We start from the raw sequence: 18,577 nt of genomic DNA, 5'->3' as shown, positions 1-18,577 counted from the left end.
AGGCCCGCCGCGCCCAATAGATCGGACACCTAAACGTTTGGATTCATGAACTGTCACAGGATCGTGCTATAAACGGGCAACCGCAATCGTTTGCGCTCGGCTATACGCAACCCACGGCTGTGAGATCCCGTTCATGAAGATCGTCGGCTACTTTGCACTTTGTTCAGTTGCGCTCGCGCTGCTCATCGCGATGTGCGTGATTCTCAAGGACGGTCGCGTCGTGCGACCGGACACGGCGGACGGCGACGTTGCCGCCACAGGAAAGGTCGTCGACCATACCGCACCGCCGCCTTCTGCGCCGAAGCCCACCCCAAGGGCTGCACTGCCTTCGGTCTGACCCCTTCATTACACTCACTGCCGGTCGCCAATGGGCGGCCGGCATGAGTATGTCCTCACACATTGAGCGGGAATGCGAAACATCGCTGTTTATTGCAGCGCAAGCTAAATCGATTTCATGCGCCCTCACTGAAATCGACAGCCAATCATCGAAGCCTCGATACCCATTAAACATATTAAACTTCTCATTAACAACCCTCTCTCAACGGGAGAGGATCCAACATGCGATCTCGAGGGTCATTCCGCGAAGACACATGCAATACGCTCATGCGAAAGGAGTCTACTTCACGTAGAAACCAAAAAAGTGCAGCCGCCTTTGTCGGCTGCTTTTCACGACGATTCCGCCATCTCGCCTTTGCCTTCCCGCCCGCCGCAGGCCTATAGCCAAGCCCGCAACCGAAGGGTCCGTCTCGCGCACATCTCGAAAAGATTCACTCAATCCGCATGAGAATGGGGTGAAATCTCACATTGTCGACCGTTTTAAACGATCGCTCAAACCCGCGTAAATATTGAACAATTTAGAAAAAGTCGTTTGGATCCGCGTCTCTATTTACACAAATCGCGAGACACCCGTAAGGTAACGCCCGCTGCCCTCGATATGCCAATTGAGGGTAAATATCCACCCATTCCATATCGCGAGCTTCGCGGGATCGGAGTCAGTGCTTTACGTGAAACGGGAAAAGCGCGCAGCGCGGATACCCGTCGATTGTTCCAGCGCTCACTTCGGCCGACTGCGAAGCATGGAGACACACTATGGCGCCTACCGCGCGCATCTATTCCATTTTTGCGGCATCAGCCGGCGCCCTGGCCGTCGCGCTGGTGACGAGCAGTTGCGGCGGCGGTGGGTCGGACGACCCCGCACCGATCGCGACCGCGCCGTGTTCGAGCAATGCCTGTTCGGGTTCGGGCGCGACGACGCAGCCCTCGCCGCCCACCGTGCTGTGTCCGGCCACGCTCGATTACACGACCACCTACACCGGCGGCTCCGGCAGCGGCGAGTACATCAAAGTCAAGTTCGACACGTCGAAAAAGCAGTATCAGATGACGTTCATCGAATCTGAAGTGCCCACGTCGGCCGGGCAAGTCAACACGACGCGCGCCGGATTGACGATCACGGGCAATTTCCAGAACGCCGATCAATACCAGATCAAAAACGCGCAAGGCGTGGCCACGACACCGTTAAAGCTGCCCACGGCCGAGCAGAATCGGTGCGCGTTTGTGCTCGAGAACGGGCAGACAGCCGACGGCAGCTACCAAGTCGCGATCAATCCGAACGATCCGCCGATGCTGTTCGTCGGGAACGGGATTGTGGGCGGGGGGATTCCAGGGTCGACGGTGGCGTTCGCGGGGTTGCAGCCAGCGCCGGGAATCTACGTAGCCACCGTACCGAGCAAAACATTCGACTACTATCCGTTCGTCGCATTCAGCCAAACTGTCACCGATTTTTCCAAGGTCGCTGGACACTACAACGAACTCGGCATCCATTTCACGCCGTCGGGCGGCGGCTTTCAAACAAATTCCGCCAACCCGGGCGGAAACTACCTTGGCTGGCAGGTGGACGGCATTCAACTCGCCGAGACAATGAACAGTGATGGGTCATGTACGCCCGATAGCGGACAGTCCTATACGTCGTGTCCCACGACAGGGGGCAACTGGACACTGAGAACCAACGCGGACGGATCGCAAGACAACGTCTTTACCAGTGCCGAGAACCTCATTGCTGGCGCGAACGTTTATCCCGTCGTCGGGGCCGGCATATTGCAGGCTGCGTTTGGCGGGAACCAGGCTCACGGCATCATGATCGCGGGGTTGCTAAACGGTCAGATCGTTCCGGTCGTTATCCGCGTCGGATACGCTCACGCAGGTGCCACCCTGTTGGATTCCACAGTCGACGATCAATTGGGCATCTCGCTGCTCGCCTCCGTGCAAGCCATCCCTGCGTCGTCATTGAAGGGTGCGTTCATCGGCGCCAATAGCGTGACGGCATGCGGCATCGTCACAGCGAACGGTCCGACCTCGACCTCGCCGATGGTCTACGAGGGCGCATGTCTGGACGATACGACGACCACGAACCCGGGCGTCAACTACACGTCGACGATCTTCCAAGGCACGAGCGCCGCCTTCCTCAATCCGTTCACGTCGACGGCCGCGACCAATTTCACGCTGGACTACACCCAAACGCAGCCCGGACTCGTCAAAGTCACCGCGCAAAACAACTTCGCATCAGGTGCCGCCACCGTCTTCAAAACGGGCGACACGGGCTATTTGATCAAGGTCGGCAATGTCTTCGCAGTGCTCATGAACGGCACCGGCCTACCGAACCCGTTCTTCACGATTGGCGCGTTCGTACAGTAAGGGTGGTATCGCTTCACGAGGCGGTCGGCAGCGCCAACCGGCCGCCATCACATCTTGCCTTTAACCTAATGTGAGGTTCTCAACATGAAGAGTTTCAAGCTCATCCCCGTAGGTGCGGCATTGGCGTTATTCCTTGCAGCTTCGGCATCGGCATATGCAGTGACGGTTTCTCCGGCCGGCCCGATCAGTTTGACGGGCTCCACCACGCTGACGAAGTCGGGCATCGCCATTAGCTGCACGGCGACGATGGCCGGTAGCGTTACGGCGGCCGGCGGCATCAGCATCACGTCGGCCAAGTTCACGGGCAACAGCCTCTGTTCGCTCGTCACGCCGACGTCGTTGCCGTGGTCCGGGCAAGTCTCGTCGACGACCAGCCTCTCGCTGAGCGGCGTGGCTGTCGATACGGCCTTGGGCAACTGCGGTCCGAGCACCGTCAGCGCGAGCATCACCGAGAACTCGACTCTAAAAGAAACGATCATCGGCCTCTCGAATCAATCCCTCTCGGGCGGCTGCACCGTCTCCGGCTCGCTCACGACGACGCCGTATTTGACGATCAAGTAATCCGCTAACCGCGGCTAAAGCGCCGCGGCTTGGAACGCGCCCGCCTCACGAGGAGCGGGCGCGCGAAATTCAGCTGTTTGCATTGAACATGAGCGGCTCCGGCCTGCCGGACCAGCTTGTCGCGACTTGTGCGTTCGTGCAATGCGTACGGTCACGCTTCAAAGGGCAACCGATAGGACCAACCGAGAGCAGTGATATTGGGCCTTTAACTTAATGAGAGGTTCGCGAGATGAACAGGTTCGAGCTCCATCCCATACGAGCGGCGTTAGCGTTGCTCGTTGCCACTTCGGCCTTGGCTAATGCGGCGTCGGTTTCTCCGATCGGCCCGATTACTTTGACTGGCTCCACCACCCTAACGAAGTCGGGCATCGCGGTGAGTTGCGCCACAACGATGGTTGGCAATATCGGGTCCCCCGGAGGGATCAAGATCTCGTCGGTCAAGTTCACGGGCAATAGCCTGTGTTCCCTCATTACGCCGGCGGCGCTACCGTGGTGGGGCCAAGTCTGGACGTCCACCAAGCTTCTGTTCGGCGGCGTGGCCGTCGATACGACCTCGGGCAACTGCGGCCCGAGCATCATGATCGCCAGCCTCACGGAAAACTCGACACTAAAAGAATCGATCGTCGGTCTTACAGATCAAGCCCTGTCGGGCGGATGCACGGTATCCGGCACGCTTACGATGACACCGTACATAACAGTCCACTGATCCTCTAACTAAAGTTGATTTGCCGCGGTATTGAGCACACCGGTGACCGGCGCAATGATTCGCGCCGGCAGGCGTCTTACCGGGTGCCGTTCAAGTACCGGCTTCCTCCAAGAATCTTTCATTCGGGACTCCTCATGATTTGGCGTAGTCTGTTCTCGATGGCGCTGGCCGCCTTTGTTCTCTCCGCCTGTGGTGGCAGCGGCGGCGGCGATCCGCCCGCTCCGGTCGTGACCCGGCTATGCCCGCAAACGATCGATTACAGCACCGTGTTCACGGGCGGCTCAGGTTCCGGCGAGCTCGTTCAAGTGCAACTCGATACGACGGCGATGACGTACAAGATCGCCTACTTGGCGTCGCCCGTTCCCGTGACCAAAGGCACCGTGTTGCCCACGCGCGCAACGGCACCCAACAACGTGTTCTCGGGCACGCTGACGCAAGAAACGCTGCTGCCCACCACCAAGCTCAATCAGTGCGCGTTCCGCCTCAATAACGCGAGCCTCGATCCGACGCGTCCTGCGCGCGTGTTCCTCGGCGAAGGCGTGCTAGGCGGTACGATCCCGGGCGCCGAGATTCAATTTGCGGGCGTGGCGGGCGTCGGCGTCGTGCCCGACACGACGTTCCCGTACTACCCGTTCATCTCGTTCGCGCAAACATCGACGAATCTCGCCGACATTGCCGGCAAGTATTCGATGCTCGGCTACCACAAGGTACCGTCGCAAAGCTTCGCGCCCGTCGCCGTCGATGCGTCCGTCACGATCAACGCCAACGGCAGTTTCACCGAATGCGACAACAGCGGGATTTACGCGGGGCAATGCCGGCAACCGGGGACGAACTTCGTGGCCCGCACCGATTCGCCGACGTTCGAAACCGATCACTTCACGGGCCAGGTCACGCCAACGCAAGCGGTCAACGGCCCGCAAGCGCAAGGCGTACTGATCGTCGGTAAGCTCAAGGGCCAACTGGTGCCGATTCTGATCCGCGTAGGCGCCGCCAATCCTTCGATCGTTTCGCCGCCGGGCTCGCCTCCGGCCACGCCGCTAGCCGACGACGAATCCGGCATCGCCATGCTCGCGCCGCAAACCAGCGTGCTGGCCGGCTCGCAAAACGGCGAATACATCGGCGTCGACAGCAACTTCGCCTATCGCACCACGGCATTGATGAATGCGCAGGCGACGATGCTCGATCCGTTCAATGCATCGCAGGCCTCCCTCGCAACCGCCCTCAATCTCGACTACACGCAGACGCTCTCCGGGCTGGTGACGACGACGAAAGGCGCAGCCGGAACGACACCGACCGGAAAGATGATCTTCACGGGCGGCACGATCGGATACCTCGATACATCGGATCCGAGCGCACCGTATTTCGCCGTGAGCGCATTCGTCCAGTGACCGATAACGAACAAGGCCTAGGAACGCAGATATGGGGATGAGGAAACTATTCGCGCCGCTCGTCGCGGCTTGCGTGTCGACTGGCGCGTATGCGCAGCAGGCCGGCGATAACGTACTGTCGCTCGGTTGGTTTCACATCGCGCCGCAATACTCGAGCGATCCGCTGACGACACACGTGGCACCGATGCCGATCAACGGGCCGCTCGGGTTGCCGTCGTCATTTACGTCGGCGGGAACGGGGTTGACCGTCAGCAATGCCAACACGCTTGGCTTAACGTTCAGCCATTTCTTTACCGATCACATCGCGCTGACGACGTTGGGCGGTGTGCCGCCCGAGTTTCACATCGGCGGCTTCGGCGTCATTCAACCGCCGGGGCCCGGCGGTGCGCTCGGCCAGGAGAACCTGAGCGCCCCGTCGAACAACCCGCTCGTGGGCAAAGTGCGCCAATGGACGGCCGGCGCGATGTTGCAATATTTCTTCAACAACGCGGAGGCGAAATTTCGGCCGTTCGTTGGCGTCGGTATCACCTACTCCTGGTTCAATTCGTTCCGCTTGAACCCGTATTTTTCGGAGTCGCTCAACGAAAACCTCGGCAGCATTCTTGCCGCCGGGGCCGGCAAACCGGGCCCGACAAGCATCTCGGCGAAGTCGTCGTCGTCGTGGACGCCGATCTTCAACATCGGGGCCAGCTACGCGATCACGAAGCATTGGCAGATCAACGCATCGGTTTCCTATATGCCGCTGAAAACCTATGCGGAAACCGACATCAAAGCCGCCGACGGCACGTTGCTCGCCGTCAGCAAAGCGAAACTCAAGGCCGATCCGATCATTACGTTTCTGGCCCTCTCGTATCGCTTCTGACGCCATCCGATCGCTCGGCGCGCCTGCTCCTCAGCGCGTCGAGCCGGCTTGTTCCATCAGCATGTCGTAGAGCGCCCGCGCCGCAGGCGAGAGCTGGGCGCGTTTGCGCGTGACGAGGACGAGCGTGCGCGAGACCGAAGGCTCGACCAGTTCGATCGTGCGCACCATCGGATACGCATTCTTTTGAATCGCCAGCTTCGGCACCACCGCGGCGCCAAGGCCTTGCGCAACGAGGCCCAGCGCAGTCGAGCTGCGCTGCACTTCGTAAAACGAATGCAGCGCCACCCCGCCATTTTTTAACGCACCGTCCAGCAAGCCTCGGTTGCCGCTCATCTCTCCCGCGAAAATCAACGGGTAATCGCGCAGGGCCTCCCAACGGACGCGCCGTCGTTTCGACAGCGGATGATCGTCACGGCATATCAGCACGTAGGGGTCGATCGCGAGCGGTACGTCCATCAACTCGGGATGCCGATCGCCGGCGATTCCGATGCCGAACTCGACCTCGCGCCGGAGCACCGCTTGAAGCACCGATTCCGATGCGTGATCGAGAATCTTCACGCGATCGTGCGGCCTGCGCACGGAGAAATCGCGCAAGATGCGCGGCAGATACTGCACGCCCACGGTCGGCACGCAAGCGATCGAGACGTCGCCGCGCTGACTGAGACCGGTCTCCCGGATTTCGGTCAGTGCGTCGGATAACTCGTTCAACAACCTCCGCGCCTGCGGCAAAAATCGCCGCCCGATTTCCGTCAGCGTCGTACGGCGCGTCGTACGCTCGACGAGCACCACGCCGAGATAAGTCTCGAGCTTGCGCAGCCGCTGCGTTATCGCCGTTTGCGTCACGTGCAGCGCATCGGCCGCCTGCCTGAAGCTGCCGCCGTCGGCGATGGCGACAAACGCTTGCACACCCAGCGTATCGATCTTCATCATAAAAATGAATCAATCCAAACATTAAATTCATTTTACTGATGGCGAGCGAAATCGCACAATGGGTTCATCGACGGCGGCGGATGTCCCCCTTCGGGCGAGTCTTGCCGTCAAACCGGACCAGGAGCCATACCGTGACGAACTCGCTCGATCAATACGCTAAGCAATATGTGCAATTCGAAGACGAACGCACTCGCCCCGTAAGAGATCTGCTCGCAGCGGTGCCGCAAACGCCGCTCAATACCGTCATCGATTTGGGATGCGGCCCGGGCAACTCTACCGAGGCGCTGGCCGCGCGTGCGCCGGCGGCTGCGATACGCGGGCTCGACGCATCGGCAGACATGATCGAGGCGGCCCGCAAGCGCCTTCCCAACATTCGCTTCGACATCGTCGACATCACGCAATGGGATGAGCCGGGCTCGTACGACTTGATTCTGTCGAATGCGGTATTGCAGTGGGTACCGGCGCACGACACGCTATTTCCGAAGATCGTCGGCAAGTTGGCGCCGGGCGGACACTTGGCCGTACAAATGCCCGACAATCTCGAAGAGCCCGCACATCGGCTCATGCGCGAGATCGCAGCCGATGGCCCCTGGGCAAACAAATTGAAAGGCGCCGCGCGCACCCAACGCTTCGACGCGCGCTACTACTACACGCTGCTGTCGCCGCTCTGCTCGCGTATCGACGTGTGGCGAACGACCTACTATCACCCGCTGCGCGGCGGTGCCGACGCGGTCGTCGAGTGGTTCAAGGGCAGCGCCTTGCGGCCGTTCCTCGCGGCGCTGGACGACAGCGAGCGCGATGCGTTCCTCGCCCGCTATCGCGATGCCGTGGCGCTCGGCTATCCGGCCTTGGACGACGGCACGGTTCTGTTGCCGTTCCCGCGCCTGTTCATCGTGGCGACGCGCAAGTGACGCGGCGCGCTCAAACGTTCTTGGCCTCGGGCTTGATCCGCCCCATCTGAAAGGCATTCACGTATCGACCGTTTCGATACGCATAGTTGACCAATTCGCCCTCGAACAAGAAGCCGTGCTTCTTGTACAGGGCGATAGCCGCCTCGTTATCGACGAAGACGGTAAGCTCGAGCCGCAAGAGATTCATCCAGTTGTCGGCCAAATTGATCACGCTTCCGAGCAACCTATTACCGATCCCCTGCCCTTGACGCCCGCCCTTCACCGCGATCGCGATCGTGCCAACATGCCTGCGACGAACGTTCGCCGAAGGTTCGACGACGACGGATCCCACGACCTCACCGTCGATCTCGGCAACCAAGTGATAGACGCTCGGCGGCGCTTCGCTCAGTCGTTTTTTCCAAGCGGCGAGCGACGGAAACGGCAATTGCAAAGTCTGCCCGTACACATCGACGTCCTCGTATAGCTGCGTCAATGCTTCGATATCCGTGTCGGTACTTCGCCGTATCGTTATGTCTTCCATTACCGGGCAGCCTTATTCGAAAGGTTCGAGAACGTGAAACGATTGATATGCCGATCGCGAAACCTTATCACGATCGCCGCAAACCAATCGCCTTACCCAGTATTTGAAGATTAAAGCGGAAAATGACGGCGGCAAACCGAAAGGACTAACTGCCTGAGCCAACGGTGTCCCGGGTCGCGTTCTAAACGCGGGTGCCACATCTGGGAGACCGTGATCGAATCCGTCGCGATCGGAAGATCGAAAACGTGAACCCCATCCCGTGCAGAGCCTTCGCCCGATTCGCGTGCCTGTGCGAGGCACGAGGCAGGCACGAGCGCGACGAGATCGGAGGTCCTGGCCACCGCGAGCGCGGCAGCAAAGCTCGGCACCACGGCAGCGATCTTGCGCGCTAGGCCCTGCGCGGCCAATGCCTCATCGACAGGCCCGTTCGGATTCCCATGCCGCGCCGCGACGACATGGCCGAAGGCGGCATATCGCGCCGCACTGATGCGGGCATCGGTTTGAAGCGGGTGGCCCGAACGCACGACGCCGACGAAACGATCGCGGAATAATGCTTGAAGCCGCACTTCGGGACCCATTTGCCCCAAGACGCCGATCTCTAGATCGGCGGAGCCGTCGCGCAAATGCGTCGCCGTTTTTTCAGGCTTGGGTGCGAACCGCAACAGCACGTTCGGCGCGGCCGCCGATGCCTCGGCGATCAACAGCGAGGCGAACGCTTCGACGAAGCCGTCGTTGGCGCGAATCGTAAACGTGCGCTGCAATGTCGCTAGATCGACCTGCTCTCGGGCGGAACTCAATACGGCACGCACATCGTCGAGCGCATCGCGGGTGCGCGCACGAATTGCCTCGGCGTGCGGCGTAAGTACCATGCGCCGCCCGGCGCGGACCAACAACGGATCGCCCGTTGCGGCTCGAAGCCGGATGAGCGTCCGGCTCATAGCAGACGGACTCAATCCCAATCGGCGCGCCGCGCCGGCGACACTGCCTGCGGCAAGCAACGCATCCAGTGCGATAAGGAGGTTCAAATCGGGATCGGGCATGCGCCGATCCTAGCACGGGCCATTGAGAGAAGGCGTCTCATGCAAGTGACTAGTGCACGCGGCGCGCATTCCGGCGCGGCCTCGTTCTCGTTATATTGCTTGACCGAAGTCCAAACCGAATCGCGATCGACGCGACATCGGGCGCTATCGTTTCGTCTGCAAGGAGCTATCCATGACGGTCACCTCTCCTCAAAAAACCATTCTTCTCATCGGCGCATCACGCGGTCTGGGCTATGCGATCGCCGAGCAATATCTCGAGCGCGGCTGGCACGTCATTGCGACCGGGCGCGCGAACTCTATGTCGAAACTGCGGCAGCTCGCCGACAAGAGCTCAGGGGCGCTCGAACTGGAGACGGTCGATATCACCGATGTCGATCAAGTCATTGCGTTACGCGAACGCTTGGACGATCGCCGGCTCGATCTACTTTTGGTCAATGCCGGCGTCAAGAACGACGATCGAGAGACCATCGCGGACGTGTCTACCGACGAGTTCGTGCGTGTCATGGTGACCAATTCGTTGAGTCCGATGCGCGTGGTCGAGCGCTTCCAAGATCTCGTCGATCGCAGCGGAACGATCGCGGTGATGTCGTCCGGCCAAGGCAGCGTGACGAACAACGTCAACGGCAATTACGAGGTTTACCGCGGCAGCAAAGCCGCGCTTAACACGTTCATGCGCAGCTATGCCGCACGCCATGCCGGCGACGGTCGCACGCTGCTCCTGTTGGCGCCAGGCTGGGTGCGAACCGACATGGGTGGGCCCGAAGCGCGATTGAGCGTGGAAGAAAGCATTCCCAACTTGGTCGATACGATCGAAGCGCACGCCGGCCGCACCGGCCTGCATTATGTCGATTACCTCGGGCGCGTCGTTCCCTGGTGAAAGTTTCGGCAAGGAGACGCATGCCCGAGCGTCATTCATTTTCGGTACCGCTGCCACCCGCTTCGTCTTAACCCCGGCTCGGCAGCCACTGACCATGGAAGCCGGCCGGAACCCGGACGGGCAAATGCACGGTGGCAACGGGACCGGCGGCGATGTCTTGCGCATCGAGCACGACGACGTCGCTGGTTGCCGTCGCCTGCCGGTAGACGCAACTGAGCAGCCAGCCGTCGTCTTCCGTTTGCGCCCCGCGGCGCGCCACGAAAATCGGCTCGCTGTTTTGATCGCCCGGCGGCAATGCATAGCGTTCGTAGCTCCCGCTTTGCCAGTCATATCGAACGATGCCGCGCATTTCGACCGGACTAGGCTGCTCTACCGCATAAAAGTAGCGATAGGGCCGGCCTGTCATTCGCTCGTTGATTCGGGGCAGTTCGATACCCAAAGCGTCGACCGTCTGCTCTTGCACATGTCCCGAGGCCAGATCGATCCGATACCGGTACAGCGTCCCCAGCGGATTTTCCTCGAACGCATCGCCGCTTGGCGTCAGCCGCAAAAACCACGGATACCGAACGGCATCGAGCACGATGGTCGTCCCCGCTTCGTCGTAAGCATTGACGACGTGCTGGATAAAGCACGGGGATACGTCGAACCAGCGAACCTCGCCACCATGGCGCGGAACGACTCCGAGCCTAGCGCGGCGCCCTTCGTCCCACCTAAGCGGCATACGGTGCCCACGCTTCAACATCGAAAAGTCATAACCCACGTTCAAATCGAGCACGATGCTGTGAGTTTGCGTGATCGCGATGTCATGAATCATGGACGGCCGCTCGAGCGCAATTTCGATATCGACGCGCGTCGCGCCCTCGGCATCGGCCACGCCGTAACGCAGGAACGGAGGCTTCCAATCCGCGTGAAACATCACAAGTTCGCCGGTGTCCTGGTCGATCTTCGGATGGGCCGTCATGCCGGTCGCGGCGAACGGATGGCGACTCGGCTGGCCGATCGTCTCGAGCGCCGGCGAGATCGCAAGCGGCAAACCGCCCTCGGCAAGCGCGAGCGTTTCGTCGGCATGCCGAATCACGTTGACGTTCGGATTGGTATCTGGCAGCGACGACGCCGATTGCGGCTCATGCACGCGCGCCCATCGTTGTGTACGCAACCATTTGTTGCGATAGGCGATGGCCGCACCGCTTTCGAACGAAACCCCGTGCAACATCGCGGCCTCGGGCCACCAGGACAGTATGCCCTCACCCTCGAAGCGCCCCGTCAAAGGGTTCGGGCCGTTGCGCACGAGCATGCCGTCGAGATCGTCCGGCAATGTTCCGGTCACGCGTAGCGCGAGATGCTCGACTTCGTTGGCAACCGGTGCGAGCGCGCCGGCGTTTAGATCGATGGTTGTCATAGCAATTTGAGTTCAGATACAAGCAGGTTGGAGACGATGCTCTGTGACGAGCCGCGCCAATTTATACCCGGGTGAAATTAATGTCAATATCACCCGGGTATAAATTGACGCTTTCGCTCACCGGCCATCGGCCGTGTTCGCCGCCAAGCTTGCATGGGCGCTCGCGCCTGCCATACTCTGCCAAGTCTTGGTCCGCGCGCAGGCGCATCAAACCGGTGCGGTTGCAAAAGGAGGCGTTCAATGAAAATCGAGTTGGGACAGACGACACAAAGCGATGCCGATGCGCTCGTTCAAATGCGCATCGACGCGATGCGTGACAGTCTGGAACGCATCGGCCGCTTCGATCCCGAACGCGCGCGGGAGCGCTTTTTGAACGGCTTCGAGCCTGCCCATTGCCGATTCATTTTGGCGGACGGCCAGCGCGCAGGCTTCGTTCAGGTCCAGCCGACGGACGGGCACATGGCGCTCGAACACCTCTATATCGTGCCCGGCTATCAGGGAAAAGGAATCGGCGCGGCTGTACTCGAATCGGTCTTTGCCGATGCAAACGCGCAGTCGATGCCGGTCAGAGTGGGGGCGCTACGAGACAGCGATTCCAACCGCTTCTATCAGCGGCATGGCTTCGTCAAAGTTGAAGAGACGCAGTGGGACATCTACTACGTCAAGGCGCCTGGCGCCCTTTAAGACCGTGCGACGGGTGCGACGCGACCGCATCGCACCCGGCAGAGGGTTCTTTACTGGCCGAGCTTGTCGTCGACGCAACCCGTGCTATTGCATTCGCGCTCGCGCTCTTGCAGGAATGCGAGGCGCTGCTGCGTCATATCCACGGCGCAATCGAGATTGACGAAGTAGCCGTTATCCTTTTCTTCGCTGCATTGCTGGTCGCGTTGCTTGAGCCAAGCGAGCTGACCGGTCTTGAGCGACGTTTGCTGCTTGGGATTCAGATGCGTCCGCAAACGCGAGTATTGCTGATTCAAATCGCGATCGGCCTGCGAAAAGATATTGCTCGAGCAATAAACTTGGTCGAAGGCATTACGCGGCTTGGCACAACCGGCGGCGTGCGCGGCGAAGGGAATGAATGCGGCACAAAGCGCAACGGCAAGTTTCTTCATTGTTTTTCCTTTTTCATCGTCACAAAAACCTAATCAATCGCGGCAATCCATCACGCCTTTCGAAATGGCCCCGGCCAGTTTGGCGATCGTGGCGGGTTCGGCTAGTCGCCGTTCCTCGTCGGGATTGACGATGACGCCGGCTTCAACCAACACCGCCGGCATCGGCGCCGTCTTTAGAACGACCAAATCGTCGAATCGATGGATACCCAAGCGCCGATCGATCAGCGGGCGGTTTTCCCCCTTGATCGGTGTCGCGTGATAGAGCGACGGCGTTTCTCCCGCCGCAAGCAAGCGTTCGCCTATCGCTTTCGCGCAAGCCAGACTTTGCTCGTAGTGCGGGTTGAGTTCGGAGACGAAAATCGCATAGCCCTTGAATTCGCTGCGCCGGCCGGCATCGATCCAAGCTTGTTGCATCGAATCGTGATGAATGGAAACGAACAAGTCGGCGTTCGGGGCGGCATTAGGACGATCGGCCAGCGCGATATCGCGCGCATCGGCACCCGTTCGCGTCACGCGAACGCCGGACGCTTGGAGGTCGTCCGTCACGGCTTTACTGAGATCGAGATTGTAGAGGTGCTCGACGCGGCCGCTTGCCCCCGTGGCGCCGGGATGCGCAGGCGTATGCCCCGCATCGACGACCACCCATGCCGCCTGGCAGGTAGCGACGCTCACTAATCCAAGCAGGAACGAAAGAAGACGGATAACCGAACGTTTCGACATCGGAAAAATTGAGCGCGAAGTTTAAAGGTGCTGTTCTTGCCGGCGCTACCGCCGCGCATGTGCCCACTTTCGTTTCACCGAAATCCCAAAAACGATGGATCTCTTTAATCGTTCACCGGCTTGCCCTAGGCACGGCATTACAGCGAAGCGCATTCTAATTGATAAGGGTACAAGGCGGGAAGCGGAGGGGTTCGAAGAAAGCAGCTCGGCTCGAAGCGAGCGCTTTGCAGCCGCGCGTAACGCGCGGCTGCAAGCACAAGCGTGACGAGCCCGCCTTGTGTCAAGACCGGTACCGCTTACTCCCGAACCGTCTTGATCGGAGCGTCCAATTCCAAGTTGGGGTGTCTGCTCTTAATGCCCTCGTTCGCTGTGGCATAAGCCTCCCGCAGCGAATGTACGGTATCCGGCACATTCGTATAGAAGGCAGCCATATTCGATACCCGCTCGTACAAGTTCTCGTGCATCACATTGGTACTGACGTCGCCGAAGAAATTCGCCTCGAGTTCGGCTTTATCCACCGTACCGCTTTCGATCGCGGCACTCATCGGAGCGGATTTTTCGAGCGTTTTGTCGAGATCTGCCGCAGCGATGAATTTCGTACCCGAGGTAGGATTGAATTCGTCGTCGCCGTTGGCCATCGCCATCCCGACCGCCACCGTCTCTCCGAACGTGTGATACCCACCGAAGTTCATGAACGCGGCGATACCGAGCGTAGCCGGCTCCACGACGCTGTGATTGCCGTATAGCGGCTTTTCGCTCAGTAAGTTCAGACCCAGCAAGATGTCGCACGTGCCGCCCGACTGCGATCCGGCCGACGGCAAGCCCCGTAAATTCGATTCGACGGCGAACGTGCCGACGGGCTGCCATCGATTGACGCCCGCGCCATGGGGGAAGTGATGCTCGGCCAGCGCCTCCAGAAACGGCTTTTCGCTACCGTCAGCCGATTTGAACTTGAGATCCTTGTACACGTTCATCACGGCTTTGCTCGGATTGATCTCCTCGCGGCTCATCATGAACGGACGCTCGGGCATGTTGGACGCGCCCGACTCGATCGGCGCGCCTTCCCGGCGGGCGGCATTGATGCCGGTGTAAGTCGGCGGATTCGTACTGCGATCGGCGTTCAAGCTTTTATCTAGCTGAGGCTGGTCCGCTTCGTTTTTCGCTCTTACCGCGACGTAGCCGAAGCCCAATCCGTACGTCGCCGCCGATTCATAGTGCACGTCGATCTTCGTCGAGCCGTTCGGCGAAAGCGGGGGCCGCTCCGATCGCATGCGACTCGTGCCGTCGTCGAACCGCTCGGTGCGCATCGTTTTCTTGAATTCGTCGAATCGTTCGCCGAGCGAATCGGCGATCGGCTGGCCCACCGGCTCGAGCAATTGTTTGAGCGCGGCCTCATTGACTTGCCGCTTCGTGGCGTCCCCCACGTTGAGCAACTGCCAAACCGTCGTCCCGAAAGCCGCGGTTGCCTTGACTTTCGTCAGCAGGTCCTTGAAATTGTGGTTGTCTTTATACTGCCCCGTGCTGTCGTCGACCATGTCGTTCGATAGCTTCTTTTGCAGCCATTCCTTTACATCGCCCTGCTCCGGCATACGGCCGATTTGATCGCACGTTGCGCTCATTTGGGAAAACATGGTCGCTTGCAGCACGTCGCGCAGCGGCTTTTGAGCACCGTTGAAATGCACCATAGCGCCGCCGGCTTCCTCCGACGTCAGTAGCTTTCCGAGGACCTTATTCAAGCTGTGACCATATTGGTCGAATGTCTTGCCGACATCGCCCGGGTGATCGAGGATCGACATGCTCACGCCGGCCTCGAACAAACGACCGTTCGTCAGCGCTTCCTTTTGCCCTTCGGTCAGCACGATGCCCTCGGTCGTCGATATCGGCTCCGACGCATCGGTCCTACGAATTTCTTGAAAGGTCGTCGTGATGGGATTGAGCTTGGCCCTCAGGTTTACCATCCGGCTGTCCGCCTCGCTCACCGAGCCCCTGCGGCTAGCGGGCATCGGCATGAACTCGTGCAGCTTGGGCATGGTGGACGACTGAGGGGTTTCCGTGGTTTGAGCGGATTCGTTATGAGGGGTCGGCACTTCGTCGAGATCGGAAGGCGAACTCACATTATCTGTTTTCATGACTATGGTCTCGAGGTGGAACAGAGCGACCGATAGTGAACCGATGGCAAACATACCAACGACCTCCTGTGAACCCGTGACGAAATTTGCGAAGCTTTATCGCTTGGTTCGTCTTCCAACTACTTTTCGAACCGACGGTTCGTGCGGTGCCATCGCACCCGAGGCGGCCGCGCGCAAATACCGCCGAAAGCGAGGGCAATCCATATGGTTAGGCGACGAGCATGCAGCGGCATGCCGCAAGCCGTCCCGCATGGCAATGAGTCGACGTATCGTTCTGTCCAATTCATCCGCTTTAGCTACGAGCATTTGCCGATCGATTTCAGGGCGGTTATCGAACGTGAACGTCCGGATGATCTCCTCTAGCGAGAAGCCGGCGCTGCGACCCAATGCAATCAAAGCCAGCCGGTCCAATACCGACGCCTCGAACGTGCGGCGCAAGCCGCGCCTGCCGATCGACGCGATGAGTCCTCTTTCCTCGTAGAACCGTAGTGTCGATGCGGGAACGCCCGAGCGGCGCGCCACTTCCGCAATGTCTAAATCGTTCACGAACTTGACCTCAAGTTGACTTGAACTTGTATAGTGCAACGTACTTTTTGCGAACACAATCGAGGGCAATCATGAATGACAAGTCGCAGCTCAGCGAACAAGCAAAGATATGGAACGGCCCGGCCGGCCAGGCTTGGGTCGATATGCAATCGTTGTTGGACCGGCTGCTCAAGCCGGCCGCGGACGCGCTGATGCAAGCGTTGTCGGCGAGCCGCTGCGAGCGGGTGCTCGACGTCGGTTGCGGCACCGGCGGCACTACGCTCGCCATCGCGCGTGCGGATTCGGCCAGGCGTTGCACGGGAATCGACATTTCGTCGCAGATGATGGAGGCGGCTCGATCGCAAGCGGCGCGAGAAGATCTGCCGGTGTCCTTCGTATGCGCCGACGCACAAACCTACGCGTTCGCCCCCGACAGCTTCGATACGGTTGTCTCCCGCTTCGGCGTCATGTTCTTTCCCGAACCCATCGAAGCGTTTCGAAACATTAGACGAGCCACGCGCGAGGGCGGACGACTGCATTTCATCGCATGGCGCTGCGCCGCGGAAAACCCGTTCATGACCACAGCCGAACGGATAGCCGCTCCGCTACTCCCGAACATGCCCGCCCGGAGCCTCGACGGTCCCGGGCAGTTCGCGTTCGCCGATCCGCTTCGCGTCGAAGAGGTGCTGAGTCAAAGCGGATGGACCGAGATCGAAATCCGATCTGCCGATATGGTCTGTTCGATGCCCGAAAGCCAATTGGACCTGTATCTCGACAGGCTCGGCCCCGTCGGCGCAGCACTCCGGGAGGTCGATGAGCCAACGCGCAAGCGTGTAGTCGAAGCCGTTCGCGCGGGCTTCGAATCCTACGTCCATGATGACGAGGTTCGTTTTACGGCCGCTTGTTGGGTAGTGAGCGCTCGAGCAGGCGCCGTCCGAACTTAAAAGTAGAACGTGACGATGGCCTGAAGAACATTGGTCTGGACCGCGGCGCCATATGCACTATGCGCGCCGCCATGATCCGCTTGCCATTGGACGGCAACATCCGTGCGAGGCCAATGATAGCGAGCTTCGACCCAGGTGAACGCACTATGATCGACGAGGTCGTATCGCCCCATCAATGTCGTGTCGAGATGTCGAACGATCGCGTCTTCCCAGGTCGCGTAGGCGAAGATCGATTGGCGCGTCGTCAATTCTTGTGTTCGACTCACCGCTTCCCGATACGCACCGTAGCGCACCGGATCGCGACGCAACGCATCCCAGGTCGATCGATTCGCACTGAGGCCGTCGTAGTCGTATTCGAGCGTGACGGACACCTTACCGGGAAACGTCCGCGTCGCACCGGTCGAAAAACGCGAATGAAAGCGTTCGCTCGCCGCGGGTCCGTCGGCGAGCGCCTTGCCCCTGCCTCCCGCATATTCGACGAAGACCACGGTTGCGTCGTCCAATAGCGCCGTGGCGTTCATGCCGATTTGCGGCGATATGTCCGCGCCGCCATATATCAGCCATTGCGGCGAAAAGCCGTCGAAAAGACGTTGCGTGCCGCCGATCAGATAGCGCCACTGCCGATTCGTCGCCCCAAAGTCTGGGCTCATCGCGGCGTCGGTCGCTCGGTCCGCCAACCGGGGCGATACGAGCGCGCTCAGCGAACCGCCGGCCCATAGCGTTTCGGCCCGCAGCATGACGGTGCCCAACCGGTTCTCGCGAAGGCTCGCCGGATCGATCGATACGATCGACCGAAGCGCGTCCGCCTTGAAAAAATCGGTAGCGTTGAAACCCGATGCCACGCCCTCGCGCAGGTTGATCCGACCGGCGTCCAGCAGCATCGATGGCGCCGGTTGCCAGCTGACGTACGCCTGCTTCAGCGTATCGATCGCTTGCACGGTTCCGTCCGCGCGTCGCCAGCCGGTATCGATACGGTTCGATAGAACCGCGCGCCACCCATCGAACACGGCCCCATCGTACGAAAGCGAAGAAGCCGCTCGTATCGTGTCGTTCCCCCGCGTGCCCGGCATTTGAGCCGCCGCATCGTAGTTTGCCGCCGCGAACTCGAACGCGCCGTGCCAACGGCTCGGCGCGGAGTCCGTGGCGCGGGCTTGGTCGGCCAGCGTCAATGCGTCGAGATCGGCATCGCCTGACGCTTCGGCCGGCGCGACCGAAACGATGCCCGCCGCGAGCACCGCCATCGCCGAAGTGATTCGCATCGC

Annotated in this window: 19 protein-coding genes; 10 read left to right on the top strand and 9 right to left on the bottom strand. The window is 60.2% G+C overall.

Features of this window, described 5'->3' with window-relative positions; translation table 11 throughout:
• The first annotated feature begins 133 nt into the window (after positions 1 to 133).
• From AB1286_RS21815 to AB1286_RS21790, 6 genes are all read left to right on the top strand, one after another.
• Positions 134 to 337: a hypothetical protein gene (locus AB1286_RS21815; protein ID WP_430365333.1), complete on the top strand. Its 204-nt coding sequence runs from the start codon at positions 134 to 136 to the stop codon at positions 335 to 337.
• Between the two features lie 752 nt (positions 338 to 1,089).
• Positions 1,090 to 2,691: a DUF2957 domain-containing protein gene (locus AB1286_RS21810; protein WP_430365332.1), complete on the top strand. Its 1,602-nt coding sequence runs from the start codon at positions 1,090 to 1,092 to the stop codon at positions 2,689 to 2,691.
• A gap of 84 nt (positions 2,692 to 2,775) precedes the next feature.
• Complete coding sequence (locus AB1286_RS21805) at positions 2,776 to 3,252, top strand: activator protein (RefSeq protein ID WP_430365331.1); 477 nt, start codon at positions 2,776 to 2,778, stop codon at positions 3,250 to 3,252.
• Between the two features lie 391 nt (positions 3,253 to 3,643).
• On the top strand, positions 3,644 to 3,958 hold the full coding sequence (locus AB1286_RS21800; protein ID WP_430365330.1) for a hypothetical protein: 315 nt from the start codon (positions 3,644 to 3,646) through the stop codon (positions 3,956 to 3,958).
• A gap of 134 nt (positions 3,959 to 4,092) precedes the next feature.
• Positions 4,093 to 5,346 carry a DUF2957 domain-containing protein gene (locus tag AB1286_RS21795; protein WP_430365329.1) on the top strand — a complete coding sequence of 418 codons (1,254 nt, stop codon included), beginning with the start codon at positions 4,093 to 4,095 and terminating at the stop codon, positions 5,344 to 5,346.
• Between the two features lie 37 nt (positions 5,347 to 5,383).
• The gene (locus tag AB1286_RS21790; protein WP_430367279.1) at positions 5,384 to 6,208 is read left to right on the top strand and encodes an OmpW/AlkL family protein; all 825 of its coding nucleotides are present in this window, start codon (positions 5,384 to 5,386) and stop codon (positions 6,206 to 6,208) included.
• Between the two features lie 30 nt (positions 6,209 to 6,238).
• Here the strand turns inward: AB1286_RS21790 and AB1286_RS21785 are convergent, their stop codons facing one another.
• Entirely contained in the window at positions 6,239 to 7,135 is an 897-nt protein-coding gene (locus tag AB1286_RS21785; RefSeq protein ID WP_430367278.1) for a LysR family transcriptional regulator, read from the bottom strand.
• 134 nt (positions 7,136 to 7,269) lie between these two features.
• Here AB1286_RS21785 and tam point away from each other — a divergent pair, with 134 nt between their 5' ends.
• Entirely contained in the window at positions 7,270 to 8,049 is a 780-nt protein-coding gene (gene tam / locus AB1286_RS21780) for a trans-aconitate 2-methyltransferase (protein ID WP_430365328.1), read from the top strand.
• A gap of 10 nt (positions 8,050 to 8,059) precedes the next feature.
• Here the strand turns inward: tam and AB1286_RS21775 are convergent, their stop codons facing one another.
• Positions 8,060 to 8,569 (bottom strand): GNAT family N-acetyltransferase, encoded by a 510-nt coding sequence (locus AB1286_RS21775; protein WP_430365327.1) that lies wholly within the window; start codon positions 8,567 to 8,569, stop codon positions 8,060 to 8,062.
• Positions 8,570 to 8,679: 110 nt separating this feature from the next.
• Entirely contained in the window at positions 8,680 to 9,609 is a 930-nt protein-coding gene (locus AB1286_RS21770) for a LysR family transcriptional regulator (RefSeq protein WP_430365326.1), read from the bottom strand.
• Between the two features lie 172 nt (positions 9,610 to 9,781).
• Between AB1286_RS21770 and AB1286_RS21765 the strand changes: the two genes are divergently transcribed.
• Positions 9,782 to 10,486: an SDR family NAD(P)-dependent oxidoreductase gene (locus AB1286_RS21765; RefSeq protein ID WP_430365325.1), complete on the top strand. Its 705-nt coding sequence runs from the start codon at positions 9,782 to 9,784 to the stop codon at positions 10,484 to 10,486.
• A gap of 67 nt (positions 10,487 to 10,553) precedes the next feature.
• On the opposite strand, the gene AB1286_RS21760 is transcribed toward AB1286_RS21765, so the two are convergent.
• On the bottom strand, positions 10,554 to 11,885 hold the full coding sequence (locus AB1286_RS21760; protein WP_430365324.1) for a carotenoid oxygenase family protein: 1,332 nt from the start codon (positions 11,883 to 11,885) through the stop codon (positions 10,554 to 10,556).
• Positions 11,886 to 12,125: 240 nt separating this feature from the next.
• On the opposite strand from AB1286_RS21760, the gene AB1286_RS21755 reads away from it, so the two are divergent.
• Positions 12,126 to 12,569, top strand: coding sequence for a GNAT family N-acetyltransferase (locus tag AB1286_RS21755; RefSeq protein ID WP_430365323.1), 444 nt, complete (start codon positions 12,126 to 12,128; stop codon positions 12,567 to 12,569).
• A 50-nt stretch (positions 12,570 to 12,619) separates the two neighbouring features.
• Here AB1286_RS21755 and AB1286_RS21750 read toward each other — a convergent pair whose 3' ends face one another.
• From AB1286_RS21750 to AB1286_RS21735, 4 genes are all read right to left on the bottom strand, one after another.
• Positions 12,620 to 12,997: a lysozyme inhibitor LprI family protein gene (locus tag AB1286_RS21750; RefSeq protein WP_430365322.1), complete on the bottom strand. Its 378-nt coding sequence runs from the start codon at positions 12,995 to 12,997 to the stop codon at positions 12,620 to 12,622.
• A gap of 33 nt (positions 12,998 to 13,030) precedes the next feature.
• On the bottom strand, positions 13,031 to 13,717 hold the full coding sequence (locus AB1286_RS21745; protein WP_430365321.1) for an N-acetylmuramoyl-L-alanine amidase family protein: 687 nt from the start codon (positions 13,715 to 13,717) through the stop codon (positions 13,031 to 13,033).
• A 296-nt stretch (positions 13,718 to 14,013) separates the two neighbouring features.
• Complete coding sequence (locus AB1286_RS21740; RefSeq protein WP_430365320.1) at positions 14,014 to 15,846, bottom strand: hypothetical protein; 1,833 nt, start codon at positions 15,844 to 15,846, stop codon at positions 14,014 to 14,016.
• A 96-nt stretch (positions 15,847 to 15,942) separates the two neighbouring features.
• Entirely contained in the window at positions 15,943 to 16,392 is a 450-nt protein-coding gene (locus AB1286_RS21735) for a helix-turn-helix domain-containing protein (protein WP_430365319.1), read from the bottom strand.
• A gap of 71 nt (positions 16,393 to 16,463) precedes the next feature.
• Between AB1286_RS21735 and AB1286_RS21730 the strand changes: the two genes are divergently transcribed.
• On the top strand, positions 16,464 to 17,315 hold the full coding sequence (locus tag AB1286_RS21730; protein ID WP_430365318.1) for a class I SAM-dependent methyltransferase: 852 nt from the start codon (positions 16,464 to 16,466) through the stop codon (positions 17,313 to 17,315).
• Here the strand turns inward: AB1286_RS21730 and AB1286_RS21725 are convergent.
• A complete protein-coding gene (locus AB1286_RS21725) occupies positions 17,312 to 18,574 on the bottom strand; it encodes a hypothetical protein (RefSeq protein WP_430365317.1) in 1,263 nt (420 codons plus the stop codon). The genes AB1286_RS21730 and AB1286_RS21725 overlap by 4 nt on opposite strands.
• Between the last annotated feature and the right edge of the window lie 3 nt (positions 18,575 to 18,577).

This window comes from Trinickia sp. NRRL B-1857, from assembly GCF_050470685.1.
GTDB lineage: Bacteria > Pseudomonadota > Gammaproteobacteria > Burkholderiales > Burkholderiaceae > Trinickia.
This window is presented reverse-complemented; position numbering and strand designations above follow the sequence as displayed.